This is a genomic window from Streptomyces sp. NPDC059499, assembly GCF_042749285.1.
GTDB lineage: Bacteria > Actinomycetota > Actinomycetes > Streptomycetales > Streptomycetaceae > Streptomyces.
On sequence record NZ_JBHYTT010000007.1, the window covers coordinates 210,705 to 237,316 of the forward strand.

Annotated in this window: 29 protein-coding genes and 1 riboswitch; of the genes, 19 read left to right on the forward strand and 10 right to left on the reverse strand. The window is 71.3% G+C overall.

Annotated elements, in window-relative coordinates; all coding sequences use genetic code 11:
* The first annotated feature begins 80 nt into the window (after nucleotides 1-80).
* Nucleotides 81-1,073: an ABC transporter permease gene (locus ACFW9O_RS18880; protein ID WP_384610654.1), complete on the forward strand. Its 993-nt coding sequence runs from the start codon at nucleotides 81-83 to the stop codon at nucleotides 1,071-1,073.
* Nucleotides 1,074-1,150: 77 nt separating this feature from the next.
* Here ACFW9O_RS18880 and ACFW9O_RS18885 read toward each other — a convergent pair whose 3' ends face one another.
* From ACFW9O_RS18885 to ACFW9O_RS18895, 3 genes are all read right to left on the reverse strand, one after another.
* Nucleotides 1,151-1,435, reverse strand: a complete 285-nt coding sequence (locus ACFW9O_RS18885; RefSeq protein ID WP_384610656.1) for a type II toxin-antitoxin system Phd/YefM family antitoxin — start codon at nucleotides 1,433-1,435, stop codon at nucleotides 1,151-1,153.
* Nucleotides 1,436-1,670: 235 nt separating this feature from the next.
* Nucleotides 1,671-2,066: a PPOX class F420-dependent oxidoreductase gene (locus ACFW9O_RS18890; RefSeq protein WP_384610658.1), complete on the reverse strand. Its 396-nt coding sequence runs from the start codon at nucleotides 2,064-2,066 to the stop codon at nucleotides 1,671-1,673.
* 297 nt (nucleotides 2,067-2,363) lie between these two features.
* A complete protein-coding gene (locus ACFW9O_RS18895) occupies nucleotides 2,364-2,498 on the reverse strand; it encodes a hypothetical protein (protein WP_384610660.1) in 135 nt (44 codons plus the stop codon).
* Nucleotides 2,499-2,864: 366 nt separating this feature from the next.
* Here ACFW9O_RS18895 and ACFW9O_RS18900 point away from each other — a divergent pair, with 366 nt between their 5' ends.
* Both ACFW9O_RS18900 and ACFW9O_RS18905 read left to right on the forward strand, forming a co-directional pair.
* Nucleotides 2,865-3,500, forward strand: coding sequence for an ATP-dependent Clp protease proteolytic subunit (locus ACFW9O_RS18900; RefSeq protein WP_384610662.1), 636 nt, complete (start codon nucleotides 2,865-2,867; stop codon nucleotides 3,498-3,500).
* A 6-nt stretch (nucleotides 3,501-3,506) separates the two neighbouring features.
* Complete coding sequence (locus tag ACFW9O_RS18905) at nucleotides 3,507-3,815, forward strand: hypothetical protein (RefSeq protein WP_384610663.1); 309 nt, start codon at nucleotides 3,507-3,509, stop codon at nucleotides 3,813-3,815.
* A 7-nt stretch (nucleotides 3,816-3,822) separates the two neighbouring features.
* Here the strand turns inward: ACFW9O_RS18905 and ACFW9O_RS18910 are convergent, their stop codons facing one another.
* Entirely contained in the window at nucleotides 3,823-4,509 is a 687-nt protein-coding gene (locus ACFW9O_RS18910; RefSeq protein WP_384610665.1) for a TetR/AcrR family transcriptional regulator, read from the reverse strand.
* 75 nt (nucleotides 4,510-4,584) lie between these two features.
* Here ACFW9O_RS18910 and ACFW9O_RS18915 point away from each other — a divergent pair, with 75 nt between their 5' ends.
* From ACFW9O_RS18915 to ACFW9O_RS18930, 4 genes are all read left to right on the forward strand, one after another.
* Nucleotides 4,585-5,277: an NAD(P)-dependent oxidoreductase gene (locus ACFW9O_RS18915; RefSeq protein WP_384610666.1), complete on the forward strand. Its 693-nt coding sequence runs from the start codon at nucleotides 4,585-4,587 to the stop codon at nucleotides 5,275-5,277.
* Nucleotides 5,274-5,678: a pyridoxamine 5'-phosphate oxidase family protein gene (locus ACFW9O_RS18920; protein ID WP_384610668.1), complete on the forward strand. Its 405-nt coding sequence runs from the start codon at nucleotides 5,274-5,276 to the stop codon at nucleotides 5,676-5,678. The genes ACFW9O_RS18915 and ACFW9O_RS18920 overlap by 4 nt, the downstream gene beginning before the upstream one ends.
* On the forward strand, nucleotides 5,675-6,583 hold the full coding sequence (locus tag ACFW9O_RS18925) for a haloalkane dehalogenase (protein WP_384610835.1): 909 nt from the start codon (nucleotides 5,675-5,677) through the stop codon (nucleotides 6,581-6,583). The genes ACFW9O_RS18920 and ACFW9O_RS18925 overlap by 4 nt, the downstream gene beginning before the upstream one ends.
* 456 nt (nucleotides 6,584-7,039) lie before the next feature.
* Nucleotides 7,040-7,213, forward strand: a riboswitch (cyclic di-AMP (ydaO/yuaA leader).
* A gap of 2 nt (nucleotides 7,214-7,215) precedes the next feature.
* Nucleotides 7,216-7,686, forward strand: a complete 471-nt coding sequence (locus ACFW9O_RS18930; RefSeq protein WP_351175012.1) for a C40 family peptidase — start codon at nucleotides 7,216-7,218, stop codon at nucleotides 7,684-7,686.
* A gap of 98 nt (nucleotides 7,687-7,784) precedes the next feature.
* On the opposite strand, the gene ACFW9O_RS18935 is transcribed toward ACFW9O_RS18930, so the two are convergent.
* Nucleotides 7,785-8,423, reverse strand: coding sequence for a LysE family translocator (locus tag ACFW9O_RS18935; protein WP_384610670.1), 639 nt, complete (start codon nucleotides 8,421-8,423; stop codon nucleotides 7,785-7,787).
* Nucleotides 8,424-8,495: 72 nt separating this feature from the next.
* On the opposite strand from ACFW9O_RS18935, the gene ACFW9O_RS18940 reads away from it, so the two are divergent.
* Nucleotides 8,496-9,413 (forward strand): LysR substrate-binding domain-containing protein, encoded by a 918-nt coding sequence (locus ACFW9O_RS18940; protein ID WP_384610671.1) that lies wholly within the window; start codon nucleotides 8,496-8,498, stop codon nucleotides 9,411-9,413.
* 2 nt (nucleotides 9,414-9,415) lie between these two features.
* Here the strand turns inward: ACFW9O_RS18940 and ACFW9O_RS18945 are convergent, their stop codons facing one another.
* The gene (locus tag ACFW9O_RS18945; protein ID WP_384610673.1) at nucleotides 9,416-9,847 is read right to left on the reverse strand and encodes an ATP-binding protein; all 432 of its coding nucleotides are present in this window, start codon (nucleotides 9,845-9,847) and stop codon (nucleotides 9,416-9,418) included.
* A gap of 232 nt (nucleotides 9,848-10,079) precedes the next feature.
* Here ACFW9O_RS18945 and ACFW9O_RS18950 point away from each other — a divergent pair, with 232 nt between their 5' ends.
* Nucleotides 10,080-10,937 carry a helix-turn-helix domain-containing protein gene (locus ACFW9O_RS18950; protein WP_384610674.1) on the forward strand — a complete coding sequence of 286 codons (858 nt, stop codon included), beginning with the start codon at nucleotides 10,080-10,082 and terminating at the stop codon, nucleotides 10,935-10,937.
* A 31-nt stretch (nucleotides 10,938-10,968) separates the two neighbouring features.
* On the forward strand, nucleotides 10,969-11,190 hold the full coding sequence (locus ACFW9O_RS18955) for a DUF397 domain-containing protein (RefSeq protein ID WP_384610675.1): 222 nt from the start codon (nucleotides 10,969-10,971) through the stop codon (nucleotides 11,188-11,190).
* Here the strand turns inward: ACFW9O_RS18955 and ACFW9O_RS18960 are convergent.
* Nucleotides 11,183-12,331 (reverse strand): 8-amino-7-oxononanoate synthase, encoded by a 1,149-nt coding sequence (locus tag ACFW9O_RS18960; RefSeq protein WP_351175002.1) that lies wholly within the window; start codon nucleotides 12,329-12,331, stop codon nucleotides 11,183-11,185. The two genes, ACFW9O_RS18955 and ACFW9O_RS18960, sit on opposite strands and share 8 nt — an antisense overlap.
* A 143-nt stretch (nucleotides 12,332-12,474) precedes the next feature.
* Between ACFW9O_RS18960 and bioB the strand changes: the two genes are divergently transcribed.
* From bioB to ACFW9O_RS18980, 4 genes are all read left to right on the forward strand, one after another.
* Nucleotides 12,475-13,638 carry a biotin synthase BioB gene (gene bioB / locus ACFW9O_RS18965; RefSeq protein WP_384610677.1) on the forward strand — a complete coding sequence of 388 codons (1,164 nt, stop codon included), beginning with the start codon at nucleotides 12,475-12,477 and terminating at the stop codon, nucleotides 13,636-13,638.
* Complete coding sequence (locus ACFW9O_RS18970) at nucleotides 13,631-14,935, forward strand: adenosylmethionine--8-amino-7-oxononanoate transaminase (RefSeq protein ID WP_384610679.1); 1,305 nt, start codon at nucleotides 13,631-13,633, stop codon at nucleotides 14,933-14,935. Before bioB ends, ACFW9O_RS18970 begins: the two co-directional genes overlap by 8 nt.
* A gap of 1 nt (nucleotide 14,936) precedes the next feature.
* Nucleotides 14,937-15,626, forward strand: coding sequence for a dethiobiotin synthase (gene bioD, locus ACFW9O_RS18975; protein WP_351174996.1), 690 nt, complete (start codon nucleotides 14,937-14,939; stop codon nucleotides 15,624-15,626).
* Between the two features lie 66 nt (nucleotides 15,627-15,692).
* A complete protein-coding gene (locus tag ACFW9O_RS18980) occupies nucleotides 15,693-16,385 on the forward strand; it encodes a class I SAM-dependent methyltransferase (protein ID WP_351174994.1) in 693 nt (230 codons plus the stop codon).
* A gap of 139 nt (nucleotides 16,386-16,524) precedes the next feature.
* On the opposite strand, the gene ACFW9O_RS18985 is transcribed toward ACFW9O_RS18980, so the two are convergent.
* Entirely contained in the window at nucleotides 16,525-16,896 is a 372-nt protein-coding gene (locus ACFW9O_RS18985; protein ID WP_329213409.1) for a fic family toxin-antitoxin system, toxin component, read from the reverse strand.
* Nucleotides 16,893-17,120, reverse strand: a complete 228-nt coding sequence (locus ACFW9O_RS18990; RefSeq protein WP_356425776.1) for an antitoxin — start codon at nucleotides 17,118-17,120, stop codon at nucleotides 16,893-16,895. Before ACFW9O_RS18990 ends, ACFW9O_RS18985 begins: the two co-directional genes overlap by 4 nt.
* A 354-nt stretch (nucleotides 17,121-17,474) precedes the next feature.
* Here ACFW9O_RS18990 and ACFW9O_RS18995 point away from each other — a divergent pair, with 354 nt between their 5' ends.
* Nucleotides 17,475-19,010, forward strand: coding sequence for an amino acid permease (locus ACFW9O_RS18995; RefSeq protein WP_384610680.1), 1,536 nt, complete (start codon nucleotides 17,475-17,477; stop codon nucleotides 19,008-19,010).
* A 53-nt stretch (nucleotides 19,011-19,063) separates the two neighbouring features.
* Here the strand turns inward: ACFW9O_RS18995 and ACFW9O_RS19000 are convergent, their stop codons facing one another.
* Nucleotides 19,064-19,699, reverse strand: coding sequence for a TetR/AcrR family transcriptional regulator (locus ACFW9O_RS19000; protein WP_384610682.1), 636 nt, complete (start codon nucleotides 19,697-19,699; stop codon nucleotides 19,064-19,066).
* 180 nt (nucleotides 19,700-19,879) lie between these two features.
* Between ACFW9O_RS19000 and ACFW9O_RS19005 the strand changes: the two genes are divergently transcribed.
* The 4 genes from ACFW9O_RS19005 to atzF are packed head-to-tail and all read left to right on the forward strand — an operon-like array spanning nucleotide 19,880 to nucleotide 26,557.
* On the forward strand, nucleotides 19,880-20,698 hold the full coding sequence (locus ACFW9O_RS19005; RefSeq protein ID WP_384610684.1) for an urea amidolyase associated protein UAAP1: 819 nt from the start codon (nucleotides 19,880-19,882) through the stop codon (nucleotides 20,696-20,698).
* A complete protein-coding gene (locus ACFW9O_RS19010; RefSeq protein ID WP_384610685.1) occupies nucleotides 20,695-21,324 on the forward strand; it encodes an urea amidolyase associated protein UAAP2 in 630 nt (209 codons plus the stop codon). Before ACFW9O_RS19005 ends, ACFW9O_RS19010 begins: the two co-directional genes overlap by 4 nt.
* Nucleotides 21,321-24,881 carry a 5-oxoprolinase/urea amidolyase family protein gene (locus ACFW9O_RS19015; RefSeq protein WP_384610687.1) on the forward strand — a complete coding sequence of 1,187 codons (3,561 nt, stop codon included), beginning with the start codon at nucleotides 21,321-21,323 and terminating at the stop codon, nucleotides 24,879-24,881. The genes ACFW9O_RS19010 and ACFW9O_RS19015 overlap by 4 nt, the downstream gene beginning before the upstream one ends.
* A complete protein-coding gene (atzF, locus tag ACFW9O_RS19020) occupies nucleotides 24,878-26,557 on the forward strand; it encodes an allophanate hydrolase (protein WP_384610689.1) in 1,680 nt (559 codons plus the stop codon). Before ACFW9O_RS19015 ends, atzF begins: the two co-directional genes overlap by 4 nt.
* The last annotated feature ends 55 nt before the right edge of the window (nucleotides 26,558-26,612 follow it).

A 26,612-nucleotide genomic window follows, 5' to 3' on the forward strand; every position in this document is an offset into this window, starting at 1 on the left:
TCTTGACAAGCCACCGAGCCGAGCGGACAGTGGGAACACGTAAAACGAACGATCCTTCTCTTTGAATCGAGGCACTCGTCATGCCCGGACAGAACCGCCGCGCGGTGGCGGTCATCCTGCTCGTCCCTCTGATGGTGACACTCGCGCTCTGGGCCTTCTCGTGGCCCGCCGCCCGGGCAGCACCTCGGGACCTGCCCGTGGGCATCGCCGGCAACGCACCGGCGGCCGACCGGTTGCAGGAACAGCTCGAGCGGCGCGAGGGTGCGTTCGAGATCCACCGCTATGACGACGCACCCGCCGCCCGCGCCGCCATCCAGGACCGGGTCGTATACGGCGCCGTCGTGGCCACCGGGAAGGGCCCGCACCTGCTCACCGCGTCGGCGGCGAGCCCGGCCGTCTCCCAGTTGCTGCGCGAAGTGGTCACCGCCGCGGCTCCCCCGGGCAGCGAGGTGCCGGTCACCGACGTCGTCGCCGCGCCCGACACCGATCCCCGGGGCAGCGTGCTCGGCGCGAGCATCCTGCCGTTGGCCCTGGCCGGAGTCGCTTCCGGGGCGGTGGTGACCCTCATGAAACTGCGCGGCGCCCGTGCCGCCGTGACGCTGACCGGCGTGGCAGTCCTGGTGGGTGTCGCGGCCACGGCCGTGGCACACAGCTGGCTCGGCGTGATCACGGGCGACTGGTGGGCCGAGGCCGGCGCCATCGGACTGACCGTGGTGGCGATCGGCGCGGCCGTGGCGGGGCTCGCCGCCCTGATCGGCACGCCCGGCATCGGACTGGGGGCACTGCTGATGGTGCTGTTGGGCAATCCGTTCTCCGGGGTCACCAGCGCCCCCGAGATGCTCCCCGAACCCGTCGGCATGATCGGCCAGTGGCTGCCGCCGGGCGCGGGCGGATCACTCCTGCGATCCGTGGCGTTCTTCGACGGAAGTGCGGCGGGCGGAGCCATGGTGACCCTGGCGGTCTGGGCGGCGCTCGGCCTCACCGCCGTCCTGATCGGCGGCCGCACACGCCCGGGGAACCCCGACCGGGTCGAACCCTCCGAGCGGAACCCCGCACCCGCCCTCGCGGGCTGAGCGGTTCCGCACCGGTACCGCCGTGCACCCCCGCCGTAGCGGACGGGGGTGCACGGCTCTTGGCATGGTGACCGGAGTCAGTCGTCCCGGTCGTCGTGGCCGCGGTGCTCCGCGGCGATACCGAAACGGCGGCGTTCGCCGGGAGCGGCCGTCATGGAGCCGATCGAGGACACCGTACGAACGATCTGCTCCTCGGCCACGGCCTCGTCACTCTCGAGTCGCTGCAGGTCAGCCGCCGACACCAGGGCCACGAGCGGCTTGCCATGCCGTGTCACGACCACTCGCTCACCACCGTAGACAACGCGGTTGATCAGTTCGGCGAGCTCTGCTCGGGCTTGCGTCACCGGAATCTCGTAGGCCATGGTCCCCAGCTTAAGGCGCGAATCTCACGGTCACGGGGTCCGTGCGGCAGCGGAAAGCCCAGCTCCGGACGGGGCTGGGATTCTTCGTGGGCGCAGTGTGTGTAACGCAGCGCCCGCTTCGGCGTTCGCGATCCGCCCTCCCACCGCTCAGAGGCCTTCCGGCGTCCACCCGCACGGAGTCGACGACAAGGGCCTTGTCCGGAGCGACGTTCTTCCGGTCCGGGGGTCGTCGGCCTCAGACAGAGAAGCCGGAGATCCTCTGCGGAGTCACCCGGACGATCAGCCGCAGGACATCGTCCGACTCGGCGGGCGGGTCCTCTCCGAGGTACTTCTGCGAAAGCCTCCGCGGAAGCGACTTTTCCCGGTCCTCGATCAGTTCGACGGTGCCGCGGATATCCACCGAGTGGTACGGGTTCTCGATGTCGTAGACGGTGAGACCGACCCGTGGGTCCCGGGTGAGGTTTCGGGCCTTCTGCCGCCCGGCCGTGGTGGAGAACAGCACCGCGTCTCCGTCCCTCGCTATCCACACCACCGAGGTCTGTGGCCCTCCGTCCCGGTTCAGTGTCGCGACGGTGGCGAAGTTCCTCCCGTCCAGAAGCTTGCGCGTCTCCTCGTTGAACTCCACTGACACTGCCTCACCCTTCTGTCCTGCATCCCCTGTTGTCCACTGCGAGGATGAGAACAGATGCGAGGGCCGAGTTCTTCCCGATGGAGGATCGAACAGTCGGCACCCTCCCGGGGAACCTGGAGTCAGGGCGCCGCCGCTCCTGGGCATCGGCTGGAAGCCGAGCCGGTGACGGCACCGCACACCCTCACGCGAGGGGTACACGTCAGCGTGTACCCCTCGCTCTGCCGACGGGCCGAGGCAGTCGACGCCGGCCGTGCTGTCGGCGCCGGTCCCGCAGACCGCGAGCCTGTCGAGCGCCCTCTAGTCAGGGCACTTCTCGGGCTGGCCGGGGGCGTCGACGTGGCGGACACGTGCGGCCTGGTCGTGGCGGGCCGGAGAGACGGCGATGGTGCCGCCGCACTTCGTACAGACGGTGGTGGCGTCAGTCTCAGACATGGAACCGACCTTTCTTGTGGAGTACCTACGCCCCTAAGTTCACCCGGCGTACCGCGGACAGCCGTGCTCTCCAGGAATGCTCAGCGTGTCGCCCACGACCCCGTGACGGGGTCGTCCTCCCACGGGCCGCGTAGAAGCAGCGGGCGGAGGAGCGGCAGCTCTCCACCCGGCCCCGGCCGGCGTCTGGGCCGCACGAACGCGAGCCTCCTCAGCCCGCGATGTGATGGGTTATCAGCTTTCGCCCCTCGCTGAGAGCGAAACAGCATCGGCCCTGTTGCTTCCCCTGGACCTCTGAGCCATAGTTCCCATCAGAGGCTTCTGTACGTCCTGTACATTTTTTACGGACTCGAAAGAAGAGGCAACGCCGTGTACCGTCCCGCCGCCCGCTATGTACTGCCCGAGTTCACCGAACGCACCGCGACCGGCACCCGGACGCTGGATCCGTACTCGAAGCTGCTCGCCGAGCGGATCGTCTTTCTCGGCACGCCCATCGACGACACCGCGGCAACCGACCTCATCGCGCAGTTCATGTACCTGGAGTACGCCGAGCCCGACCGGCCGGTCTCCCTCTACATCAACTCGCCCGGCGGCTCGTTCCACGCCATGGCGGCGGTCTACGACACCATGCAGTACCTGTCCTGCGAGGTGGACACCTTCTGCCTCGGCCAGGCGGGCTCCTACGCCACCGCGCTGCTCGCCGCCGGTGCCTCCGGCCGCCGACATGCTCTGCCCGGCGCCCGGGTAGTCATTCAGCAGCCGGCTCTCGACGAGCCGGCGCAGGGCCAGCCCTCCGACCTCGAGATCAAGGCGCGCGAGCTGATGCGGGAGCGGGAGTCGCTCACCGCGATGCTGGCCCGTCACACGAGGCGTTCCGCACAGGACATCGGCACCGACCTCGAGCGGGACACCATCCTCGACGCCCCGGCCGCCAAGGCGTACGGGCTGGTCGACCACATCACGGAGAACCGCACACCGAATCGGCCGCCACACCCCGCGAGGTGATCCCCGTTGCTCTCTCCCCAGCTTCCGCCGCTCCCCGCGCTGACCCGCGCCGAGGGAGAGTTCATCGACTGCTACCTGGAGGTGCTCGATCAGGTCGGCCGGATCAACCCCGCCCGGGGCAGCGACACCTACGGAGCGCTCCGGGCCGCCCAGGCGCTGGCCTCACGGGCGACGGCCCTGCGCGACGCGCTCGCGCTGATGCATGAGCGGGGCGAGTCCCAGATCCATGCGGCCACGTTGGCACGGGCGTTGAGGGTGCTGGACGGGGAGCGGCGCGCGGGGCGGGTCACCGTGCCGCCCGCATCGACGGGTTGACCGCTTTTCAGGCCGTCTCCCTTGCCGTGAAGCCGTCCTGACGCCGTTTCACACCGCCTCTCCCGGAGGTCCCCGAGCCGCGACGGTCCATTCCGGTCGCCGCGGTGCGCGGCCTCGGGGCCAGCGCGGCGCGCAGTGCCGGGGTGAGGACGTGGCGGATCTCGGACGGGGTGAGTGCGGCGGGGGTGGGGAGGGGGTTGAGGTAGCGCGTATAGATGAGGCCGCCCAGAACCGTCACCACGGCCGTGGCGCGGGCGGTCGCGTCCCGTCCGCCGAGAAATTCAACAAGCCGGGCCAGCAGCTCGCGTTCCAGGTATTCGCGGACCACCTCGGCCGCCTCCTCGCCCCGGGTGGTGAGCTGCCGGAAGTCGGCGTCCTCCCACAGGTCCGTCACGGCGTCGACGAGGCGGTCGGGGAGGGTTGCCGGGTCGCCGCCGAGGACGTCGTCCACCGCGAGCGCGTTGGCGCACTGAAACTGCATCACGTCTGCGAACAGGCCCTTCTTCGAGCCGAAGTGGTAGGCGATCAGCGCCGGGTCGACGCCGGCGGCCCCGGCGACCGCGCGCAGGGTGGTGAGCCGGTAGCCGCGTTCGAGGAACAGTTCACGAGCCGCCGAGACGATCGACTCGCGGGTGGGCGGATTGCCGCGTGGGCGGCCCCGGGTGCGGGCGGAGGCGGGGGCGGCGTTATTCATCAGCGTTGAGCCTGCGTTTCGCGGTCGGCACAGTCAAGGGCGTTCCGGAAGCCACACCAAGGGATGGCCCACACCATGCGTATCGCAGTCTTCGGCGCCAACGGACCGACCGGGCGCCACCTCACCGAACAGGCCCTCGCGGCCGGCCACGAGGTCGTCGCCGTGACCCGCCGCCCGGGTTCCCTCCCCGCACGGCCCCGCCTCACCGTGGCGGTCGCCGACGCCACCGACCCGGAGGCCGTCGACGCCGCGATCGGTGGGACGGACGCCGTCCTCTCCGCGCTGGGCGCACGCTTCTCCAAAGGGAGCATCACCACGTACTCGGCGAGCGCCACCGCCCTCACCCGGGCCATGGCCCGCCACGGCGTCAAGCGGCTGCTCACCGTCAGTTCCAGCATCGCCGACCCCGACTGGCGGCCCACCGGGGCGCACTTCTTCAACCATGTGCTCGACCCACTGGTCAACCGGCGCCTCGGCCGCACCCTCCACGAGGACATGCGCCGCATGGAGGCCGTGATCCGCGGTACGGACCTCGACTGGACGCTCGTCCGCCCCTCGGGCCTCTTCGAGCACCCCGCCGTCACCCGGTACCACACCGCCGAGACCAGCGCCGACGGCGTCTTCACCGCCCGCGGCGACCTCGCCGCGAGCATGCTGCGCGAGCTGGAGGAGCGGCGGTACGTCCGTACGGCCATGGGTGTCATCACCACTGCCGTGAGACCGAACATCGCCAAACTCATCTGGAACGAGGGCGTGAAGAAGAGGTGAGCCGGCCGACTGCCGGACTGCCGGCCGCCGCAGCGGCGTTCCTCGCCCTGCCCCGCACGGCCACGCTGACCACCCTCCGCCCGGACGGGACCCCGCACGTCACGCCCGTCCGCTTCACCTTCGACGCGTCCGCCGGTCTGGTCCGGGTGACCACCTGGGCGGGAGCCCGCAAGGCCCGGAACGTGGCGGCGGGCGATGCGGCGGCCCGTGTCGCGCTCTGCCAGGCGGACGGATTCCGCTGGCTCACTCTCGAAGGCCGGGCCGCCGTCACCGACGACCCCGCCCGCCTGGCCGAAGCCGTTCGCCGCTACACCGTCCGTTACCGCGCGGCCCCACCCGACCCGCCGGACCTGGTCGTCGTCGAGATGGCCGTCGACCGCGTCCTGAGCCTCAATCTCTGAATCCCCCGTACAGAAAGCGAAGTGACACCGCGATGCCCACCCTTCCCGTCCTCGATTCCGTCCTTCACTACCGCGAGTCCGGCGACCCGGACGGGCTGCCGTTCGTCTTCCTCCACGGCAACCCCACCTCCTCGCACCTGTGGCGAAACGTCCTGCCCGGCGTGGCCGCGCCCGGCCGTCGTCTCCTGGCCCCCGACCTCATCGGCATGGGCGAGTCCGGCAAGCCCGACCTCGCCTACTCCTTCGACGACCACGCCCGCTACCTCGACGCCTGGTTCGACGCCCTCGGCCTCGCCGAGGCCGTCCTCGTCGGCCACGACTGGGGCGGTTCGCTCGCCTTCGACCGCGCAGCCCGCATCCCGGGCAGCGTGCGCGGCCTCGCTTTCACCGAGACGATCATCAAACCGCTGATCGGCGACGAATTCCCGGCGGCGGCGAGGGAGTTGTTCACTCTTCTGCGCACACCCGGCGTGGGCGAGGAGATGATCCTGGAGAAGTCGCTGTTCATCGACCGGCTCCCGGAATCGCTCGCCACCCCACTGGACCCTGCCGATCTCGAGGTCTACCGCCGCCCCTTCCCCACCCCGCACAGCCGCCGCCCGATCCTGGCGTGGACGCGCATGATGCCGCTGGACCACGAACCCTCCGACGTCGTGGCCCGCGTCGAGCGTTACGACGCCTGGCTGGCCGCCAGTCCCGAAGTCCCCAAGCTGCTCGCCGCGTTCGACCCCGGTCCGGGCGCGATGACCGACCAGAGGGCCGTCGCCTGGTGCGAGGAGAACATCGCAGGTCTGGAGGTCTCCCGCCACGGACCGGCCGGCCACCACTCCCCGGAGGACCACCCCGCGGACCTGGCCGCGGCGATCAGCACCTGGGCCGACCGCCACGGGCTGGCACGCCCGTAGGCGTCCTCTCCCACCAGAAGGTGCACGCGCCTCGCTCACCACCCACCGTCGAACACCCGGACTACGGATCGGGAGGTCGCCGCGAGGCCGTTCAGACTTCGAACGGTTGTCCCGTCAACGGCTGCACCGATGGCCCCCGATGCCGGACACGCCCGATGCGCAGATCAATTTTCCTCGCTCGTTCGGCGTAGACCATCCCCCTCACGGGGGACAGCTCAACTTGCGCAGTACGCGCGGACCCTGAGCGGAATTCACTGTTCCGCTGCTGGTACGAGGCCGGTCACGCAGCGTCGCCTCAGCTTCGGTCCCACCCCGTCCACCCGAACGGATCAGCCGTGATGACTCTCACAAAACGACCTTCAGCGCGGAAATCCGGCAGCCCGTGAGTAAAGATCCCTGGGACGACAAGCCCCCGCCACCGCGACGGGGCGGTCCGGGCGGACGCCGAGTCCTGCCGCTGTCCGGATGCCTGGTCGACAGAAGTGGATCGGCAGGAGTGGAGGACCCGAGCACAACGGGTCGACGGGATTTCCCGTCGACCCTCGGGGTGAAGCCGCCAAGTGCGGCCGGGCAACTTCGCCAGCCCGAACCCGACAGGTCATCCTTCACAGGCGGCTGACGAAGGGTTGCGCATGACTGCGCAGGTTCATGTCCCGTCTCTTTTCGCCCGGGTCGGTACGGCCTCGGTTCTCACATTCGCTGTAGGCACCACCATGCTCGCCCCCGGCCTCGTCAACGAGGCCGAGGCCGCTGCCCACTCGACGAGGGCGCTCAATATCGCCGCCTCGAAGAAGGGATCGCCCTACAGGTACGGCGCCAGCGGCCCCCATCGCTTCGACTGTTCGGGCCTCACGCTCTACTCGTTCAAGAAGGCGGGCAAGAAACTCCCCCGCACGGCCCAGCAGCAGTACAACAAGACCCGCCACATCTCCTCGTCGCAACGGCGGCGCGGCGACCTGGTCTTCTTCCACGCGGGCCGGAGTGTCTACCACGTGGGCATCTACGCCGGCGGCGGCAAGATCTGGCACTCGCCGAAGACCGGGGCGGTGGTCCGGCTGGAACGGATCTGGTCGAAGAGCATCTGGTACGGGCGGGTCCGCTGACGGCGGCCGCGCGGGCGCATCCGGTTTCGGCCGGAACCCCCGGCTGACACCGCCGTCAGCGGTTCCTGCAGGGCCTGCCGGGGGCCGGCGCTGCCGAGTCAGTGCAGCAGGGGCCCGGTCACCAGCACGAGCCCCAGCGCGGTGAGCGCCGCGCCGCTGCCGCCCTCGATCGCGCGGGCGGTACGCGGCCGGCGCAGCCAACGGCCGAGGCGGTCCACCAGCAGGGCCACGGCCGGGAACCAGAGGAGCGCCAGCACCACGACCACTGCCGCCAGCAGCAGGGTTCTTGGAAGCGGCGGCTGCCCCTCGGGGACGAACTGGGGCAGCAGGCTGAGGAAGAGCACGGGCGCCTTCGGGTTCAGGGCGTTGGTCAGGAAGCCCTGGCGCAGTGCCCGTACCGGCCCCAGCTCGGTTGCGGGCGCCTCATCCGGTGCGGAGGCGCCCGCAACCGCCCGCCGCCGGACCGCGTACAGGGCGCTCACCCCCAGGTAGAGCACGTAGGCGCCACCGAGCAGCTGCACGGTGCGGAACAGGACGGGCATCGTCACCAGCACCGCCGCGAGTCCGGCGACGGCCAGCGCGGTGTGCACGAGCAGTCCCCCCGCGACCCCCAGCGCCGCAGCCATCCCTGACCGGCGCGAGGCGAGGGCGTTGCGTACGACCACGGTGAAGTCCGCGCCGGGCAGGGCGACCATTCCCGCGGCGACCGGGACGAAGGCGAGCAGTTGTGCGTCCATGGGTACACCCTGACCCGGCCGGCCCTTTAGCGTGTACTTGCAATCTTCTGGGTCTGCCAAAAGGAATGCTTTATGTACGATCCGACGCGGCTGGCCGCACTGGTGGCGGTCGCCGAGGCCGGTTCGATCACGAAGGCGGCCGCGAGGCTCGGTTACACCGCGCCCGCCCTCTCCCAGCAGCTCGCGAAACTGGAGCGGGAGGCAGGAGCCGCGCTGCTGGTGCGCCACCATCGCGGGGCCCGTCTGACGGCCGCCGGTGAGCTGCTGGCCGGGCGTGCCCGACGGGTCCTGGACGAGATGGACCAGGCGCGGCACGAGCTGGCCCGGCTCGCGGGACTGTCGGGAGGGCGGCTGCGGGTCGGCACCTTCACCACGGCCGGTATTCATCTGCTGCCGCCGGTGCTCAGTGCGTTCCGGCGTGCCCACCCGGACGTGGAACTCACCGTGACGGAGTACGAGCCGCCCGGCGGGGTCGCAGCCGTGGCCGCGGGTGAGGTGGATCTGGCGCTGACCCATGCGTACGAACCGGCTGTCGCCGATCCGCTGCCCTCCGGGGTGTCGTCCGAGCCGCTGCTGGTCGAGGAGCTCGTACTGATCACAGCCGTGGGGCAGGCGCTGTCCGAGGGCGGCGGCAGGCTCCCGGTGACCGAATTGGCAGGCCGTCCGCTGATCAGCAGCGCACCCGCGCATCCGCCCCGGCGTGGGGTGGAGCGCGCACTGGCCGACGCCGGGGCGACACCGGCCGTGGTGTGCGAGTCCCCCGGCTACGCGCTGGTGTGCGCGCTGGTCAGCGCGGGCGTCGGCGTGGCCGTGGTGCCCGAGATGGTCGCGTCGATGTCCGCGACACCGGTCGCCGTGCGGCGCCTCGACCCCTCCGCCTTCCGCCGGACGATCTCCGTGGTGCACCGCGGCGACCGGTCGACGGCCGCGGCAGCGACACTCAGGGCTCTGCTGCGCAGCGGCTTCGGCCGCGCCGCGGGGGCGCGGTGACGTCAGGCCTGAGCGGGCACCACCCACGGGAGCGCGATCGACACGGTCTTGCCGCCGTCCGGGGTGGGGCTGACGCTCAGCCGGCCTCCGCATTCCTTGGCGAGGGCCCGGATGATCACCATCCCGCGGCCGTTGTCCTGCTGGACCGCGGCGGGTAGCCGTTGGGGCCAACGGGGGTGACTGTCCGTCACTCCCAGATAGAGCTCGACGTCCCGGTCGAGGCGGAGGTCCACCGTGAAGGTGGGCGACTGCCCGAAGGTGTGCTGGACGGCGTTGGTGGCGAGCTCCGAGACGATCAGCCGGATCGTGTCGGCTGCGTCGGTCCCGTCGGGAAGGCCCCAGTCGGCGAGAACTCCGGCCACGTACCTCCGGGCTCGGGAGACCGAGACCGGGTCGCTCGGCAGAGTGACGGTTGCTTCTTGATGGTCTGCCATGGCGACGCCGTCCCTTTCCCGCCCTGACCGACCTGCGATCGGCCTGGATTGTGCTTCGCGCCAGATTGCCACTGATGCCGCCGTCTGTAACGGCAATCCATCAAGATATGCATATATCTGTCGCCCAATACGGTGAACTCTGCCCCGGAAGCCGTATACGGGCGCAACACTGGCCCCCTTCCGAGCCGGACCCGGTACGGGCCGGCTCCCCGCAGAGCGGAAGGAGGCCGGCATGCGGCACGGCCCAGCGGTACGCCGACGCAAGCTCGGGGAGGAGCTGCGGAGTCTGCGCCACACCACGGGACTCACGAGCCGGGAGGCAGCCCGTCTGCTGGGCTGGCACCAGTCGAAGGTGAGCCGGATCGAGACGGGTGCGAGCGGAGTGACTCCCAGCGATGTGACCCGGTTACTGGATGCCTACGACGTGGACGACGTTCACCTCCGGTCCCTCCTGGAGGCGCTCGCGGGCTCGGCGGGCGGTGGGGGCACCGGGTGGTGGCACGCCTACCGGGGCCTCATCCCACCCCAGTACCGCGACTTCATCAGCCTGGAGTCCCAGGCCGGAGCCGCCCGCACGCTGGAGACCTCGGTGGTTCCGGGGCTGCTCCAGACCGCGGGCTACGCACGGGCGGTGACCCGGTCCTCGCTGGACGGGCTGCCGCCCGGGCAGCTGGACTCCCTGGTGGAGGTCCGGCTCGCCCGCCAGGGGGTGCTGTACGCGCCGCGCCCGCTGCAGTTGAGCGTCGTGCTCGACGAAGCCGTGCTGCGGCGCGAAGTCGGCGGCCCTGAGGTGATGAGAGAGCAACTCGACCATCTGGCACATGCCGCTCAACTGCCTCACGTGCACATGCAGTTACTGCCGTTCGAGGCCGGCAGCTATATCGGCCTCACGGGGCCTTTCGTTATCTTCTCCTTCCCGAACATTTCTGATCTGGATGTGGTCGTTCTTGACCATCTGACGAGTAGTCTCTACCTGGAGCGGAGAGAAGACCTCGAGGCGTACAGCTCGGCCTTCCGCACGATGCAGGCTCACGCGCTGTCGCCCGAGCGATCGCTGGACCTCATTGCCGCAGTCAGCCGCGGCGACTGACCGGACCTACAGACTGCCCGAGGGGGGCACGATGTCCGACCGTCTCGCACGACACCGTCTCGAAGCGCACGCACCGCGGTGGCGCCGCAGCAGCCGCAGCACCGGAATGAACAACTGCGTGGAAGCTGCCCGGCTCGGCGCAGGGCAGCTCGCCGTACGCGACTCCAAGGACGTGGACCTGCCGCCGCTGCGCTTCTCGGCGACGGCCTGGACCTCCTTCGTCGCCGGGCTGGGTGACCGCCGGGTCAGCTGACCCCGGAGGGTGCCGATGCCACGATCGTGGCCACCGCGGTCGCGATCTGCTCGCGGCTGAGGTCTGCCCGTGCGGTCAGCCGCAGCCTGGAGATCCCGTCCGGTACCGACGGGGGCCGGAAGCACCCGACCGCGAGACCGGCCGTGCGGCAGTCCGCCGCCCAGCGCACCGCATCCTCCGCGGACGGCGCGCGGACGGAGACGACCGCCGCGTCGGGGCGTACCGCTGTCAGACCTGCCGCGGTCAGCCGGTCGTACAGGTCGACGGCGACCGCCCGGGCCCTGTCCGCCCGTTCCGGTTCTCGGCGGAGCAGCCGCAGTGCGCCCAGGGCCGAGCCTGCCGCCGCCGGCGCGAGACCGGTGTCGAAGATGAACGTACGGGCCGTGTTCACCAGATGGTCGATGACCCGGGCGGGGCCGAGGACCGCTCCGCCCTGGCTGCCCAGGGATTTGGAGAGGGTGAGCGTGGCGACGATGCCGTCGCCGCCGGCCAGCCCGGCGGCGGCGAGCGCTCCGCGTCCTCCCTCGCCCAGCACACCCAGGCCGTGCGCGTCGTCCACGAGGAGTGCCGCGCCCTCGGCGCGGCAGACATCGGCGAGCTCCACCAGCGGCGCGGCATCACCGTCGACCGAGAAGACGGAGTCCGAGACGGCCAGCGCACGTCCGTCGTGTGCCTGGAGCGCCTTGCGCACGGCGTCGGGGTCCGCGTGCGGCACGACCGCCGTCGCGGCCCGCGAGAGCCTGCACCCGTCGACGATCGAGGCGTGGTTGCCCGCGTCGGACACGATCAGCGAGCCGTGTCCGGTGAGTGCGGTGAGAGCGGCGAGGTTGGCCGCATAGCCGGACGACAGCACCAGGGCGGCTTCGAACCCGCAGAAGTCCGCGAGCTCGCGTTCGAGTTCGGCGTGCAGCGCGGTGGACCCGGTGACCAGCCGTGAGCCCGTGGCGCCGGCCCCCCAGCGCAGGGCCGCGTCCGCCGCCGCGGCGGTGACTTCGGGGTGCCGGGTGAGGCCGAGATAGTCGTTGCTCGCGAGGTCCAGCAGTTCCGCTTCGGCGGGCCGGGGGCGCAGGGTCCGGACGAGTCCGGCGGCGGCACGGCGACGGGCCTCGTCATCGATCCAGTCGAACGGGGCGAAGGGCATGGGAGGGTCCCTTTTGTAGGCAGCTCACAGACCCTAGCCCGGTGCGCAGCAGGTCAGGATGTGGCAATACACACACCCTTGGCCGCCTCTCCTGTCCGGTTCCTCCTTGGCCGGAGGCCGTGCCGTACGTAAGGATCAGATCCATGGACCTGCTGAACACGCTGGTGGACAAGGGGCTGCGGCGCGAACTGCCGACCCGTGAAGAAGCGCTCGCCGTACTGGCGACCTCCGACGACGAACTGCTCGACGTGGTGGCCGCGGCCGGAAAGGTGCGCCGCCAGTGGTTCGGGCGGCGCGTGAAACTGAACTATCTGGTCAACCTCAAGTCCGGGCTCTGCCCCGAGGACTGCTCGTACTGCTCGCAGCGGCTCGGCTCCAAGGCGGAGATCCTCAAGTACACCTGGCTGAAGCCGGACGAGGCGACGAAGGCCGCGACCGCCGGGGTGGCCGGTGGCGCGAAGCGCGTGTGTCTGGTGGCGAGCGGCCGCGGGCCGACGGACCGGGACGTCGACCGGGTGTCGAAGACCATCGAGGCGATCAAGGAGCAGCACGAGGACGTCGAGGTGTGCGCCTGCCTCGGTCTGCTGTCCGAGGGGCAGGCGGACCGTCTCAGGTCCGCAGGAGCCGATGCGTACAACCACAACCTCAACACCTCGGAGGGGACGTACGGGGACATCACGACGACCCACACGTACGCCGACCGGGTGGATACCGTGCAGCAGGCCCAGGCCGCGGGCCTTTCGGCGTGTTCCGGGCTGATCGCGGGCATGGGCGAGACCGACGCCGACCTGGTGGACGTCGTCTTCTCGCTGCGCGAACTGAACCCGGACTCGGTGCCGGTGAACTTCCTGATTCCGATGGAGGGGACCCCGCTCGCCAAGGACTGGCACCTCACTCCTCAGCGGTGCCTGCGCATCCTGGCGATGGTCCGGTTCGTCTGCCCGGACGTCGAGGTACGTCTCGCGGGCGGGCGCGAGGTCCATCTGCGCTCGATGCAGCCGCTCGCCCTGAACCTGGTCAACTCGATCTTCCTGGGCGACTATCTGACCAGTGAGGGCCAGTCGGGCCAGACCGACCTCGACATGATCGCGGACGCCGGTTTCGAGGTGGAGGGTGCAGGCACGACGACGCTTCCCGAGCACCGCGCCCAGGCGGGCGGCGGCTGCGGTTCGCACGACGGCGGCTGCGCACCCTGCGGTGACGCTCCCGAGGCGGCAGCGGAGGACGCCGAGGTACCGGCGGCGCGGACGGACCTGGTGGCGGTCCGACGCCGCGGTGCAGGGACGGACCTCGCGCCCAATGCCTGAACCGCTCGCGCCCGGACGGCTGCGCGCCCTGGACCGGGCCCACGTCTGGCACCCCTACGGCCCGATGCCGGGCCGTCAGGAGCCGCTGGTCGTGGAGTCCGCGTCCGGTGTGCGGCTCCGGCTCGCGGAACCCGCCGAGGGGCACCGTGAGCTGGTGGACGGCATGTCCTCCTGGTGGTCGGCGGTGCACGGCTACAACCATCCGGTTCTCAACGAGGCCGCGCGCGGCCAGCTGGACCGGATGAGCCATGTGATGTTCGGCGGGCTCACCCACGAGCCCGCCGTCCGGCTCGCCACCCGGCTGGTGGAGATCACCCCTGAACCGCTGCAGCACGTCTTCCTCGCCGACTCCGGATCGGTCTCGGTCGAGGTCGCGGTGAAGATGTGCCTGCAGTACTGGCGCTCGGCCGGGCGGCCCGCCAAACACCGGCTGCTGACATGGCGCGGGGGCTACCACGGGGACACCTGGCAGCCGATGTCGGTGTGCGATCCCGAGGGCGGGATGCACGAACTGTGGTCGGGAGCCCTCCCGCGCCAGATCTTCGCGGACGCTCCGCCGGACGGGTTCGACGCCGAGCCGGACGACGCCTACGTGCGTCATCTGCGGGAGATCGTCGCGGCCCACGCCGACGAACTGGCCGCGGTGATCGTGGAACCGGTGGTACAGGGTGCCGGCGGCATGCGGTTCCACTCGCCCGCGTACCTGCGGGTGCTCCGCGAGGCCTGCGACGAGAACGACGTACTGCTCGTGTTCGACGAGATCGCGACGGGATTCGGCCGCACGGGGCAGCTGTTCGCAGCCGGGCACGCCGAGGTCTCCCCCGATGTCATGTGTGTCGGCAAGGCTCTGACCGGTGGCTATCTGACGCTGGCCGCCACGCTGTGCACCTCACGGGTGGCGGAGGGCATCTCGAGCGGAGATGTGCCGGTGCTGGCGCACGGGCCGACGTTCATGGGCAATCCGCTCGCCTCGACGGTGGCCTCCGCCTCCATCGACCTGCTGCTCGGCCAGGACTGGGAGCAGGAGGTGAAGCGGATCGGCACGGGGCTGCGGCACGGGCTCGCGGAGGCCTCCGGTCTGCCCGGTGTCCGGGACGTACGGGTGCTGGGCGCGATCGGAGTGGTACAGCTCGATCACGAGGTCGACATGACGGCCGCGACACGCGCCGCGGTCCGCGAGGGCGTCTGGCTGCGGCCGTTCCGCGACCTCGTGTACACCATGCCGCCCTATGTGACGGGCGACGACGATGTGGCACGGATCTGCCGGGCCGTGTGCGCGGCAGCGCGGGAAGGGTGACATGACGATTCTGGTGGTGTCGGGTACGGGCACGGAGATCGGCAAGACGGTCGTGACAGCCGCGGTGGCCGCGGCCTTCCGGGGCCGCCGGGTCGCGGTTCTCAAGCCCGCCCAGACCGGGCTGGCGCCCGGCGAGCCGGGGGACGCCGCCGAGGTGGCACGGCTCGCGGGCGCCCATGTGACCGCTGTCGAACTGGCACGTTTCCCGGAGCCGCTGGCCCCGGCAACGGCCGCGCGCCGAGCCGGAATGGCGCCCGTGCGCCCGTACGAGGTGGCCGAAGCCGCCCAGAAACTGGCGACGGAGCACGATCTGGTGCTCGTCGAGGGTGCGGGCGGACTGCTGGTCCGGTTCGACGACGAGGGTGCCACCCTCGCGGATGCCGCACGCCTGATGGGAGCGCCCGTGCTGGTCGTGGCACCCGCGGGTCTGGGGACCCTGAACGCCACGGCGCTCACGGCCGAGGCACTGCGGGCGCGTGGCATCGAGTGCCTCGGTGTGGTGGTGGGCAGCATGCCGTCCGAACCGGATCTCGCCGCCCGCTGCAATCTCGACGACCTTCCGGTCGCGGCGGGCGCCCCGCTGCTCGGCGCGGTCCCGGCCGGGGCGGGATCACTGCCTCCGGTCGACTTCCGTGCGCGGGCCGCGAGTTGGCTGGCACCGGAGCTCGGCGGGGACGGGTACGGCCGTTGAGCGGCTGAGCGGGCCCGTACGGGGGAGAATCGAGGTAGCCGTACCTGTCCCTCGAGGAGGTCCGTCATGCCGAGGTCCGTCACGCACCTGCGCAGCACGAAGATTCCGCGGGATGCGGTGCACCACCCGGTCTTCGCCCGGTTCTACGCCCGGATGAGTGTGACCGCCGACCTGAAGGGCGGCGTCGCCGCCCACCGGGAGGAGCTCCTGTCCGGGCTCTCGGGCCGGGTTATCGAGATCGGCGCGGGCAACGGACTCAACTTCGCGCACTACCCCGGGGCCGTCTCCGAGGTGGTGGCGATCGAGCCCGAGCGCAGCCTGCGTCAGCTGGCGGCCCGCGCCGGTCTGCGCGCGGAGGTCCCGGTCGATGTGGTGCCGGGCACGGCCGAGGCCCTCCCGGTCAAGAGCGAGGCCTTCGACGCGGCCGTGGCCTCGCTCGTCCTGTGCACCGTCCGGGATCTGCCCCGGGCCCTCGGCGAGATCAAGCGCGTGCTGCGGCCGGGCGGTGAACTGCGCTTCTTCGAGCACACACTGGCGTCCGGCCGGGCGCTGTCGACCGCTCAGCGCGCGGTGGACCGCACCGTCTGGCCGCTGCTCTTCGGGGGCTGTCACACAGCACGGGACACCCTCGCGGCGATCGAGGCGGCAGGCTTCGAGCTGGGGACGTACCGCAGGCTGCGGATCCCGGAACGGGGCGTGCAGCTGCCGTCCTCACCCTGCGTGCTCGGGGTGGCCCGGCGCCCCGTGGCCGTGGACTGAGGCACCCGGCGAGCGGCCGTGGACCCAGGCACGGGGCCGTCCGCTCAGGCGCGCCGCCACGGGAACTCGGGCACACAGCCCCGCACTCGGACGCGCGGCCGTCGGCTCAGGTACGCGGCGCCGGGCGCGGCCCGCCCGGTCACAGGGTCCACTGGCGCAGTTCGTCCGCGATGGCCCGGACATCCGCCTTGCCCTCCTTCACCAGCAGGGCCAGGTCGCGGACCTGTTCGGGCGACGTGATCACCTTCAGCCCCGACGCGACGAGGTAGCCGTACGCGACCGCGGACGCGAACATCGCGTTGGAGTGCTCCAGAGCCGGTACGTGAAGGAGCAGCTGCAGCAGGGCTGCCGCCCGGGAGTGCGGATCGCTGTAGACGGGGCTGCCGAAGATCTCCGCCTCGTGCCGGCCGACCGCCGCGACGAGCGCACCCCAGTCGACGACCTGGGGATCACCGGGCGTCTTGTGCTCGGCGACCATGAGCAGCCAGGAAAGGTCGATCTGGAGGTTCAACGGCTGCCTTTGCGCTCCGTGCCGAACTCTTCGGCGAACACCGACTCGTACTGCTTCATGAAGTCGGCCGCGGCCTCGACGAAGGTGTGTCCCACCTCGCCCGCATCCTGTCTGACGAGCTCCTCTATGTAGCGGTTCACGCTCATCCCCCGCTGCAGCGCACGCTGTCGCGCTGCTTCGGCGGTGGCCTCGTCCACTCGAACGTTCAGCTGAGTCTTGGGCACACCATCACGCTAGCGTGCCTGCGCTAGCACCGGCAAGGGGAACCGGCACGTGCCCCGTGCACCGGTGACACCCCGCGCAGGACGCACGGCCGCACACCGTCCGGCGGAACACCGGTGAGCTGGGAATACGCCGCCGCGCCTCCCCCGTCACCTCGCGCGCACCCGCATGCCGGCCATCTGCGGGCTGCGGGCGCGCCCCGTGCGGAGTGAGCGCTTCGGCTCCGCGCGGACACGACCGCGTCATCCGGCGGAAACACCCTCTCCCTAATTTCTATCGTCCGACAGGAATACGGCTTCGGCCGACTGCCCCGCGCTCCCGGAACCGTCCGCCCTCCCCTGAGAGCAGGTCCAGCCATGGCCGCCACCGCCCCCGCCGACCTACGTCCCGACCCGGCCGTACCCCCGGCCCCGGAAGCCGGCTCCCCCCTCCAGGAGTTCGGCTACCGACAGGAACTGCACCGCAGCCTCGGCCGGTACGCCTCCTTCGCCGCCGGATTCTCGTTCATCTCCGTCCTGACGACGGTCTTCCAGTTCTTCGCCGTCGGCTACGCCTTCGGCGGTCCGGTCTTCTTCTGGACCTGGCCGGCCGTGCTGGCCGGACAGCTCCTGGTCGCCGCGTGTTTCGCCGAACTCGCCGCCCGCTACCCGATTTCGGGCGCGATCTACCAGTGGTCGTCCCGGCTCAGCAATCTCACCTTCGGCTGGTTCGCGGGCTGGATCATGGTCATCGGTCAGGTCGTGGTGGTGGCAGCGGCGGCCCTGGCCCTCCAGATGGTGATGCCCCCCATCTGGTCCGGTTTCCAGATCCTCGGCGGCGACCCGGCACCGCTGTCGCGGACCGGGGCGGCCAACGCGGCGGTCCTCGGGACGATTCTGCTGGCCCTGACGACCCTGGTGAACGTCATCGACAACCGCGTGATGTCGTTGATCAACCGGATCGGGGTCACGGCCGAGATCATCGGTGCCGTCCTGATCGTGGTACTGCTGCTGACGCACTCCGAGCGCAGTCCGGGCATCACCTTCCACACAAGCGGTGCGGAGACAGGTGTGTTCGGCGCCCTGCTGGTGGGTTCGTTCACGGCCGCGTACGTGATGATCGGCTTCGACAGCGCCGGGGAGATGAGCGAGGAGACCCGCGATCCCCTGCGGACCGCTCCGCGCACGATCCTGTCCGCGCTCGGTGCGGCGGGCCTGCTCGGCGGCCTGCTGGTCCTGGGCGGGCTGCTGGCCGCGCCCAGTCTCACGGACGGGAACCTCGCGGCCGACGGCATGAGCTACGTACTGACCAGCAGTCTGGGTGACGGCCTGGGCAGGGTCCTTCTGGCCGATGTGGTGGTCGCCGTCGTGGTGGCGACGCTGGCGGTCCAGACGGCGGCGTGCCGGATGCTGTTCTCGATGGCGCGTGACGGTCAGCTGCCCTGTTCCGGCCTGCTGTCCAAGGTCAACCGGCGGACCGGGATGCCGACCGCGCCCGCGCTGGTGGTCGGGGTGCTCGCCGCGGTCCTACTGCTCCTCAACTTCTCCTCGCCGGACGCGTTCCTGGCCATCGGCACCACGTGCATCGTGATGCTGTACCTCGCGTACTCGATGGTGACCGGCCCGCTCCTGGTCCGCCGGCTGCGCGGCACGTACAGCTCCCGCACCGATGCGGTGGACGAGGCGGGCAGGCCGCTGTTCTCACTGGGGCGCTGGGGCCTGCCGGTCAATGTTCTCGCCCTGCTCTACGGCCTGTTCATGACGGTCAACCTGGCCTGGCCCCGGGCGGAGGTCTACGACCCGGCGGGCGGTCACTGGTACTTCCAGTGGTTCACGGTCCTGTTCCTGACCAGCACGGTCGCGCTGGGCGCCGCGTACCGCACGTACCGGAGGCGAGCAGTTCCAGCACGCTGACCGTCGGCCCCGGGCACCGGCAGGACCCCCGGTGCCCGGGGCCGCCGTGTGCCCTACCCGCCGCGCCTCGCCCCGGCGATCCGCAGCGCCGCGTCCGCCGTCGCGGCGGCGAACACGTCGGCCGACCGCTCCGGGTCCGAGCGGTGCACCAGGATCACACCTTCGATCAGACCGAAGACCAGATCCGTGCGCAGCGACAGCTCACCCTTGTCCAGGTCCGCACACGCCTCCGTGCCGGCCAGCAACTGCCCGTACGCGTCCTTGAGTTCGGTCCGGACGCGATGGAATCCGGCGAACCGTTCCGCCCGCACCTCGGGCAGCACGTACAGCGCGCCCAGATTGTGCGGGCCGGCGCACAGCAGTGCCACATCCGATCGGCACAGCTCCCACAGGCGGTCCTCCGCACTCGTCGCGTCATCGGCGAGCAGTCGCCGTGCCACCGCCAGCGACGGGGTGACCGTGGACTCGAGGAGCTCCGCGAGCAGGTCCTCCTTGCCCGCGACGTAGTGATACATCGTCGCCTGGCGCATGCCTGCCCGTTCGGCGACGGCCCGGGTGGTGGTCGCCGAGTAGCCGCGGCTGGTGAACAGCTCGGCGGCCGCGCCCAGCAGTTCGTCTCGCGCGGACAGACCGCTGTCGGGCCGCTGCTGGGCGCGCGGGCGACCGACCTTTCTTCCGGTGGGAGGCATGAGGCCGATCGTCGCACATCCCGGAGTGCGCGGATCTTGGTGAGCAGTCGGTAACGCACCCGCAATGGACGGGCAACGAACCCGAATCCCGGGCGACCTAATTTCTGTCGAGCGACAGAAACTGGCGCGGGGCCCGCCGCGAGCCGCGCACCGATGCCACCGCCGACCGGAGGTCCAGCCATGGCGACAGCGACAACACACGGAGCTCGGGAGCATGCCCGCTCCCAGCACGTCACCCGTACCCGTGACATGCCGGTGGTCCCCGCGGCCGACTGGCCGGCCGGCCTCCCCGGCGAGCCCGTGTGGGCCGAGACCGTCGCGGGAGGCAACTACACACACCGCGTCCTCGCCCGCGGTACGGAACTTCGCCTCACGGACCTCGACGGTGACGCCTGCGCCCATGTGCTCCTGTACGCCGACGGCCGCCCGTGGGAGCGGCTGAACACCGCCGACACGGTCAAGGTGCAGTGGAACGCCTATCTCGGCGCGGACCGGCTGCTCCTGTCCGACCAGGGGCGTGTCCTCGCCTCGGTGATCGCCGACTCCTCGGGCCGGCACGACGCGTTGTGCGGTACGTCGGCCCTCCTGCGCAACACAGCGCGGTACGGGGACGGCACTCCGCAGTCCGCCTCCCCCGCCGGGCGTGAACTACTGAAGCTCGCCGCCGCCAAGAACGGCCTCGAGCCCCGGGATCTGCCGCCCTCCCTCTCCTTCTTCCAGGGCGTGGAGGTACGGGAGGACGGTGCCCTGGACTTCACCGGCTCGGCGGGAGCGGGCACGGCCGTGACACTGCGCGCCGAGCAGGACCTGACCGTGCTCGTCGCGAACGTCCCGCATCCGCTGGATCCCCGCCCGGCGTACACCTGCACCTCTCTGGAGGTGGTCGCCTGGCGTGCCCGGCCGACGCTGCCCGGCGACCCGCTCTGGGACGCATCGCCCGAGGGGCGCAGGGCCTTCCTGAACACGTACGACTTCCTCACCGCCAGGGGGCGAGCATGACCGACACGACCACCACCGCCACGATCCCCGCACGGGCCGCGTGGTCCGCCGTGGTCCGCGCGGGCGAACACCTCACCCTCACCGACCTGCACGGCAATCAGGCCGTCGACTTCCTCGTGTACGACGCCCGGGACACCGCCGTCCGCTACAGCGCGCCGGACACCCTCCACGCGCAGGGCAGCATCTTCCTCACCACCGGCAGCGTGCTGATGTCGAACGAGCACTCCCCGCTCATGACGGTCACCGAGGACACCTGCGGCCGGCACGACACCGTCGGCGGCGCGTGCTCCAAGGAGTCCAACACCCTGCGCTACGGACACCACACCTGGTCGCAGCACGCCTGCGTGGACAACTTCCTCGCGGAGGGCGCCCGGCACGGGCTCGGCAAACGGGATCTCGTCTCCAACATCAACTGGTACATGAACGTGCCCGTCGAGAAGGACGGCACCCTCGGCATCGTGGACGGCATCTCGGCGCCCGGCCTGAAGGTCACCCTCCGCGCCGAGACGGACGTCCTGGTCCTGGTCTCCAACTGCCCCCAGATCAACAACCCGTGCAACGGCTTCGACCCGACAGCCGTCGAGGCCACCATCACCGCCCCCGCCGCGACGGGGGCCGCGCGATGACCTTCGACACCCTCCTGATCGCCAACCGCGGCGAGATCGCCGTCCGGATCATCAGGACGGCCCGCGAACTGGGCCTGCGTACCGTCGCGGTGTTCTCCGACGCCGATCGCTCCGCACCCCACGTCCGGCTCGCCGACGAGGCGGTGCGCCTCGGCCCCGCACCGGCCAAGGAGTCGTACCTCGACGCCGATCTGGTCCTCAAGGCCGCCAAGGACACCGGCGCCGGTGCCATCCACCCGGGCTACGGATTCCTGTCCGAGGACGCGGAGTTCGCCCGGCGCTGCGAGGACGCCGGCATCGTCTTCGTCGGTCCGACCGCCGATCAGCTGGAACTGTTCGGCGCCAAGCACACCGCCCGCGCGGCGGCCGAGGCGGCGGGGGTCCCCCTGGCGCCCGGCACCGGGCTGCTCCCTGACCTGCCCGCGGCCCTCACCGCGGCGGAGCGCATCGGCTACCCGGTGATGCTCAAGGCCACCGGAGGAGGCGGCGGAATCGGCATGTCGGCCTGCCGGTCCGCCGAGGAGCTGACCGACGCATGGGAGCGTGTCCAGCGCGTCGCCGCCGCGTCCTTCTCCTCGGCGGGGGTCTTCCTGGAGCGGCTCGTCGAGCACGCGCGGCATGTGGAGGTACAGGTCTTCGGCGACGGCCGGGGCCGCGTCGTCACCTTCGGCGACCGCGACTGCTCGCTCCAGCGCCGCAACCAGAAGGTCCTGGAGGAGGCCCCCGCCCCGGGCCTCCCGGACGCCGTCCGCAGCCGACTGGCCGCGTCGGCACGTGAGTTGTGCGCCTCGGTCGGCTACCGATCCGCGGGCACGGTGGAGTTCGTGTACGACGCCGCCCGCGAGGAGGCGTACTTCCTGGAAGTCAACACCCGTCTCCAGGTCGAACACCCCGTCACCGAGGAGATCTTCGGTGTCGACCTCGTCGCCTGGATGCTGCGCCTGGCACAGGGCGACACCGACGTCGTGCGGGAACCGTCGGCGCCACGCGGCCACGCGGTCGAGGCACGCGTGTACGCGGAGGACCCGACCCGCGACCACCGCCCGGGCGCCGGCCTGCTGACCCGCGTCGCGTTCCCCGAGGCCGAGGGCATCCGGGTGGACACCTGGATCGAGACGGGTACGGAGGTGACGACCTCGTACGACCCGATGCTGGCCAAGGTCATCGCGTACGGCACCGACCGCGCCGACGCGCTCACCCGGCTGGACGAGGCCCTGGCCGCGACCCGGGTGGACGGCATCGAGACCAATCTGGGCCTGGTGCGGGCGGCCCTGGCCGACGACCGGTTCCGGGGCGCCGCACACTCGACCGCCACCCTGGCCACGGTCACGGACCCGACCCCCCGAATCGAGGTGGTGGCCGGCGGCACCCTCACCACCGTGCAGGACTGGCCCGGTCGCACGGGCTACTGGCAGGTGGGCGTACCGCCTTCGGGCCCCATGGACGACCTCTCCTTCCGGCTCGGCAACACCGCTCTGGACAACGCCCCGGGCGCACCCGGCCTCGAATGCACGCTCCAGGGCCCGACTCTGCGCTTCACCCGCGCGAGGACGGTGTGTGTCACGGGCGCACCCGCCCCCGTGACGGTCGACGGCGAGCCGGTCGCGCAGTGGGAGCCCCTGACGGTCCCGGCCGGCGCCACCCTCGCCGTCGGCACCCCGGCCGCGCACGGACTGCGGACCTACATCCTGTTCGCGGGTGGCGGCCTGGACGTCCCCGACTTCCTGGGCAGCGCCGCCACGTTCACGCTCGGCGGCTTCGGCGGCCACGGTGGGCGGGCGCTGCGCACCGGCGACGTCCTGCACGGCGGGACCGAAGCGACGGGCGCGACCGACGGGACCGGCGCGGCCGCGGGCGTCGCCGTCCCGGAAAGCGCACGTCCGCACTTCGGTTCCGTGTGGCGGATCGGGGCGGCCGAAGGCCCCCACGCAGCGCCCGAGTTCTTCACCGAGGAGGACATCCACGACTTCTACGCCGCCGACTGGAAGGTCCACTTCAACTCGGCCAGGACCGGTGTGCGCCTGGTGGGTCCCAAGCCGCGCTGGGCCCGCACCGACGGCGGCGAGGCAGGCCTGCACCCGTCCAACATCCATGACACCCCCTACTCCGTGGGCGCCGTCGACTACACCGGTGACATGCCGGTGCTCCTCGGTCCCGACGGGCCCTCGCTGGGCGGGTTCGTCTGCCCGGCGACGGTGGTGACGGGCGAACGCTGGAAGCTGGGGCAGCTGCGCCCCGGCGACACCGTCCGCTTCCGGCCGGTGACGATCACCGGCGCGCCGCGCCCCGCGATCGTCGACGGCGGCATCCTGTTCCAGGACGGCAGCCTCACCTATCGCCGCAGCGGCGACGACAACGTCCTGGTCGAGTACGGGCCGATGCAGCTGGACCTGGCGCTGCGGATGCGCGTCCACGCGCTGATGGAGGCGCTGACGGCGCAGGCCGTCCCCGGCATCACCGGCCTCACGCCCGGCATCCGCTCGCTCCAGATCCAGACCGACCCCTCGGTCCTTCCGCAGGAAAGGCTCCTGGAGCTGCTCCACCGCACCGAGGCCGCCCTCCCGCCGACCGACGCCCTCGTCGTACGGTCCAGGACCGTGCATCTGCCGTTGTCCTGGGACGACCCGGCGACCCGGGAAGCCATCGCGCGCTACATGGCGGGGGTACGGGACGACGCCCCCTGGTGCCCGTGGAACATCGAGTTCATCCGCCGGGTCAACGGCCTGGACTCCGTGGACGAGGTCTACCGCACGGTCTTCGACGCCGAGTACCTGGTGATGGGGCTCGGTGACGTCTACCTGGGCGCGCCCGTCGCCACTCCACTGGACCCGCGCCACCGGCTGGTCACCACGAAGTACAACCCGGCCCGCACCTGGACGGCCGAGAACTCGGTCGGCATCGGTGGCGCGTACCTGTGCGTCTACGGGATGGAGGGCCCCGGCGGCTACCAGTTCGTGGGCCGGACGACCCAGGTGTGGTCGGGCTGGCAGCAGCGCGGTGCGTTCGAGCCGGGTTCGCCCTGGCTGCTGCGCTTCTTCGACCGCATCAAGTGGTATCCGGTAGAGGCGGACGAACTCCTCGAGCTCCGCGCGGACATCGCGTCCGGGCGCTTCGTACCACGCATCGAGGAAGGCGACTTCTCGCTGGCGCGGTACCAGGCGTTCCTCGATTCGAACGCCGAGTCGATAGCCGCGTTCCGCACCCGGCAGGGCACCGCGTTCGGCGCCGAGCGTGACGCCTGGGAGGAGGCCGGCGAGTTCGCCAGGGCCGAGGCGGCAACGGCCCCGGCCGAGGTGCCCGCGGAGATCGAGGTACCTGCGGGCGGCCGACTGCTGGAAGCCGAGTTCGCCGCATCCGTCTGGCAGTTGAACGTGGCCGCGGGGGACACGGTCACGGCGGGTCAGCCGCTGCTCGCGCTGGAGGCGATGAAGATGGAATCCCGCGTTCATGCCCCGATGGACGGCACGGTCGTCCGGATCCTCACCAAGCCCGGCGCCCAGGTGGAGTCAGGAACACCGCTGCTCGTACTGTCCCGCCGACCCGAGGTGGCACCATGACCGACCCCAGCCCCGTTCTCCGGCGGGTCCGTGCAGCCCACGCGCGTGTCCGGGCGGTCGACCGGCCCGAGATCTGGATCGACCTGCGTCCGCTCGCCGATCTGGAGGAGGAGGCGCGCGCTCTGGACGCCCGCGTCGCCGCGGGCGAACGCCTTCCGCTGTCGGGCCGTCTCCTGGCGGTGAAGGGCAATATCGACGTGGCCGGGCTGCCGACCACGGCCGGCTGCCCCTCGTACGCGTACGAGCCCGCCGCCGACGCCCCCGCCGTGGCCCGTCTGCGCGCGGCCGGTGCGCTGGTGATCGGAACGACGAACCTCGACCAGTTCGCCACCGGTCTGGTCGGGACCCGCTCCCCGTACGGTGCGGTGCGCAACGCCGTCGCCCCGTCCCGCGTCAGCGGCGGATCGAGCTCCGGGTCGGCGGTCGCGGTGGCCCTGGGCATCGCCGACCTGGCACTCGGCACGGACACCGCGGGCTCGGGGCGCGTTCCCGCGGCGTTCAACGGCATCGTCGGTGTGAAGCCGACCCGAGGTCTCGTGCCGACCGAGGGGGTGGTGCCGGCCTGCGCGAGCCTGGACTGCGTCACGGTGTTCGCCCGTACGCTCCCCGAGACGGAGCAGGCACTGGGCCTGATGAGCACGCCCGCACCGCGCGCCGTCCCTTCCCGGACACCGGGCCCCTGGCGCGTCGCCGTTCCTCCCGTCCGGCAACTGGGGGCGCTCGACCCCGGCTGGGCAGAGGCGTACGAGGCCGCCGTCGAGCGGCTCGGCGCGGCGGGTGCCGAGATCAGACCGCTGGACCTCACCCCGTTCACCGAGGCGGCCGCCCTTCTGTACCAGGGGGCTTTCGTGGCCGAGCGCTATACCGCCGTGGGGGACTTCATCGACGGCACTCCCGCGCCCACGGATCTCGACCCGACGGTGGCAGCGATCATTTCCGCGGCACGCGACATCCCCGCGCACCGTCTCTTCGCCGACCGGGACCGCCTGGCCCGTCTCCGTACAGCGGCCCTGAGCGCACTGGGCGACTCCGACGCCCTTCTGCTCCCCACCACGCCCGGGCACCCCACCCTCGCCGAAGTGACCGCCGACCCCGTCGGCGCGAACACCCGGCTGGGACGATTCACCAACTCCACCAACCTGTTCGACATGTGCGCGCTCGCCGTGCCTGCGGGCGACGTCGCGGGACTGCCCTTCGGCGTCATGCTGATCGGCCCGGCCGACACCGACGAACGGCTGCCGCGGATCGCGGCGCTCCTGACCCCGCCCGTACAGCTCGCCGTGGTCGGCGCCCACCTGACGGGCCAGCCGCTCAACTCACAGCTCCTCGCGCTGGGCGCCCGGCTGATCCGTACGACGAGGACAGCGCCCTCCTACAGGCTGCACGCGCTGCGCACGACTCCCGCAAAGCCGGGCCTGGAACGGGTCGCCGAGGACGGCGCAGCCGTGGAGACGGAGATCTGGGAACTGCCCCCGGAGGGGCTGGGGACACTGACGGCACAGCTCCCGCACCCGATGACGCTGGGCCGGATCGACCTCGCCGACGGCACCACGGCCCCTGGATTCCTCTGTGAGCCGTATGCGCTGCACGGGGCCATGGACATCACGGCGCACGGTGGCTGGCGCGCGTACCGCGCCGCGGAAACCGGCGGGGGCGGGCACGCGGCCACACCGTGACCACGCCGTCCCCGGGGAGAGGAAATGGCTCGCAGAACAGGTCGGTGCTCTGCTT

Excerpts from the sequence above, each read along its gene's own strand:
- ACFW9O_RS18895 (WP_384610660.1), bottom strand. The coding sequence starts at position 2,498 with ATGTCTGAGACTGACGCCACCACCGTCTGTACGAAGTGCGGCGGCACC.
- ACFW9O_RS18935 (WP_384610670.1), bottom strand. The coding sequence starts at position 8,423 with ATGGACGCACAACTGCTCGCCTTCGTCCCGGTCGCCGCGGGAATGGTC.
- ACFW9O_RS19000 (WP_384610682.1), bottom strand. The coding sequence starts at position 19,699 with ATGCCTCCCACCGGAAGAAAGGTCGGTCGCCCGCGCGCCCAGCAGCGG.
- ACFW9O_RS18880 (WP_384610654.1), top strand. The coding sequence starts at position 81 with ATGCCCGGACAGAACCGCCGCGCGGTGGCGGTCATCCTGCTCGTCCCT.
- ACFW9O_RS18915 (WP_384610666.1), top strand. The coding sequence starts at position 4,585 with ATGCGTATCGCAGTCTTCGGCGCCAACGGACCGACCGGGCGCCACCTC.
- ACFW9O_RS18940 (WP_384610671.1), top strand. The coding sequence starts at position 8,496 with ATGTACGATCCGACGCGGCTGGCCGCACTGGTGGCGGTCGCCGAGGCC.
- bioD (WP_351174996.1), top strand. The coding sequence starts at position 14,937 with ATGACGATTCTGGTGGTGTCGGGTACGGGCACGGAGATCGGCAAGACG.
- ACFW9O_RS18945 (WP_384610673.1), bottom strand. The coding sequence starts at position 9,847 with ATGGCAGACCATCAAGAAGCAACCGTCACTCTGCCGAGCGACCCGGTC.
- ACFW9O_RS19010 (WP_384610685.1), top strand. The coding sequence starts at position 20,695 with ATGACCGACACGACCACCACCGCCACGATCCCCGCACGGGCCGCGTGG.
- ACFW9O_RS18885 (WP_384610656.1), bottom strand. The coding sequence starts at position 1,435 with ATGGCCTACGAGATTCCGGTGACGCAAGCCCGAGCAGAGCTCGCCGAA.
- ACFW9O_RS19005 (WP_384610684.1), top strand. The coding sequence starts at position 19,880 with ATGGCGACAGCGACAACACACGGAGCTCGGGAGCATGCCCGCTCCCAG.
- ACFW9O_RS18930 (WP_351175012.1), top strand. The coding sequence starts at position 7,216 with ATGACTGCGCAGGTTCATGTCCCGTCTCTTTTCGCCCGGGTCGGTACG.
- atzF (WP_384610689.1), top strand. The coding sequence starts at position 24,878 with ATGACCGACCCCAGCCCCGTTCTCCGGCGGGTCCGTGCAGCCCACGCG.
- ACFW9O_RS18955 (WP_384610675.1), top strand. The coding sequence starts at position 10,969 with ATGTCCGACCGTCTCGCACGACACCGTCTCGAAGCGCACGCACCGCGG.
- ACFW9O_RS18960 (WP_351175002.1), bottom strand. The coding sequence starts at position 12,331 with ATGCCCTTCGCCCCGTTCGACTGGATCGATGACGAGGCCCGTCGCCGT.
- ACFW9O_RS19015 (WP_384610687.1), top strand. The coding sequence starts at position 21,321 with ATGACCTTCGACACCCTCCTGATCGCCAACCGCGGCGAGATCGCCGTC.
- ACFW9O_RS18970 (WP_384610679.1), top strand. The coding sequence starts at position 13,631 with ATGCCTGAACCGCTCGCGCCCGGACGGCTGCGCGCCCTGGACCGGGCC.
- ACFW9O_RS18910 (WP_384610665.1), bottom strand. The coding sequence starts at position 4,509 with ATGAATAACGCCGCCCCCGCCTCCGCCCGCACCCGGGGCCGCCCACGC.
- ACFW9O_RS18980 (WP_351174994.1), top strand. The coding sequence starts at position 15,693 with ATGCCGAGGTCCGTCACGCACCTGCGCAGCACGAAGATTCCGCGGGAT.
- ACFW9O_RS18995 (WP_384610680.1), top strand. The coding sequence starts at position 17,475 with ATGGCCGCCACCGCCCCCGCCGACCTACGTCCCGACCCGGCCGTACCC.
- bioB (WP_384610677.1), top strand. The coding sequence starts at position 12,475 with ATGGACCTGCTGAACACGCTGGTGGACAAGGGGCTGCGGCGCGAACTG.
- ACFW9O_RS18950 (WP_384610674.1), top strand. The coding sequence starts at position 10,080 with ATGCGGCACGGCCCAGCGGTACGCCGACGCAAGCTCGGGGAGGAGCTG.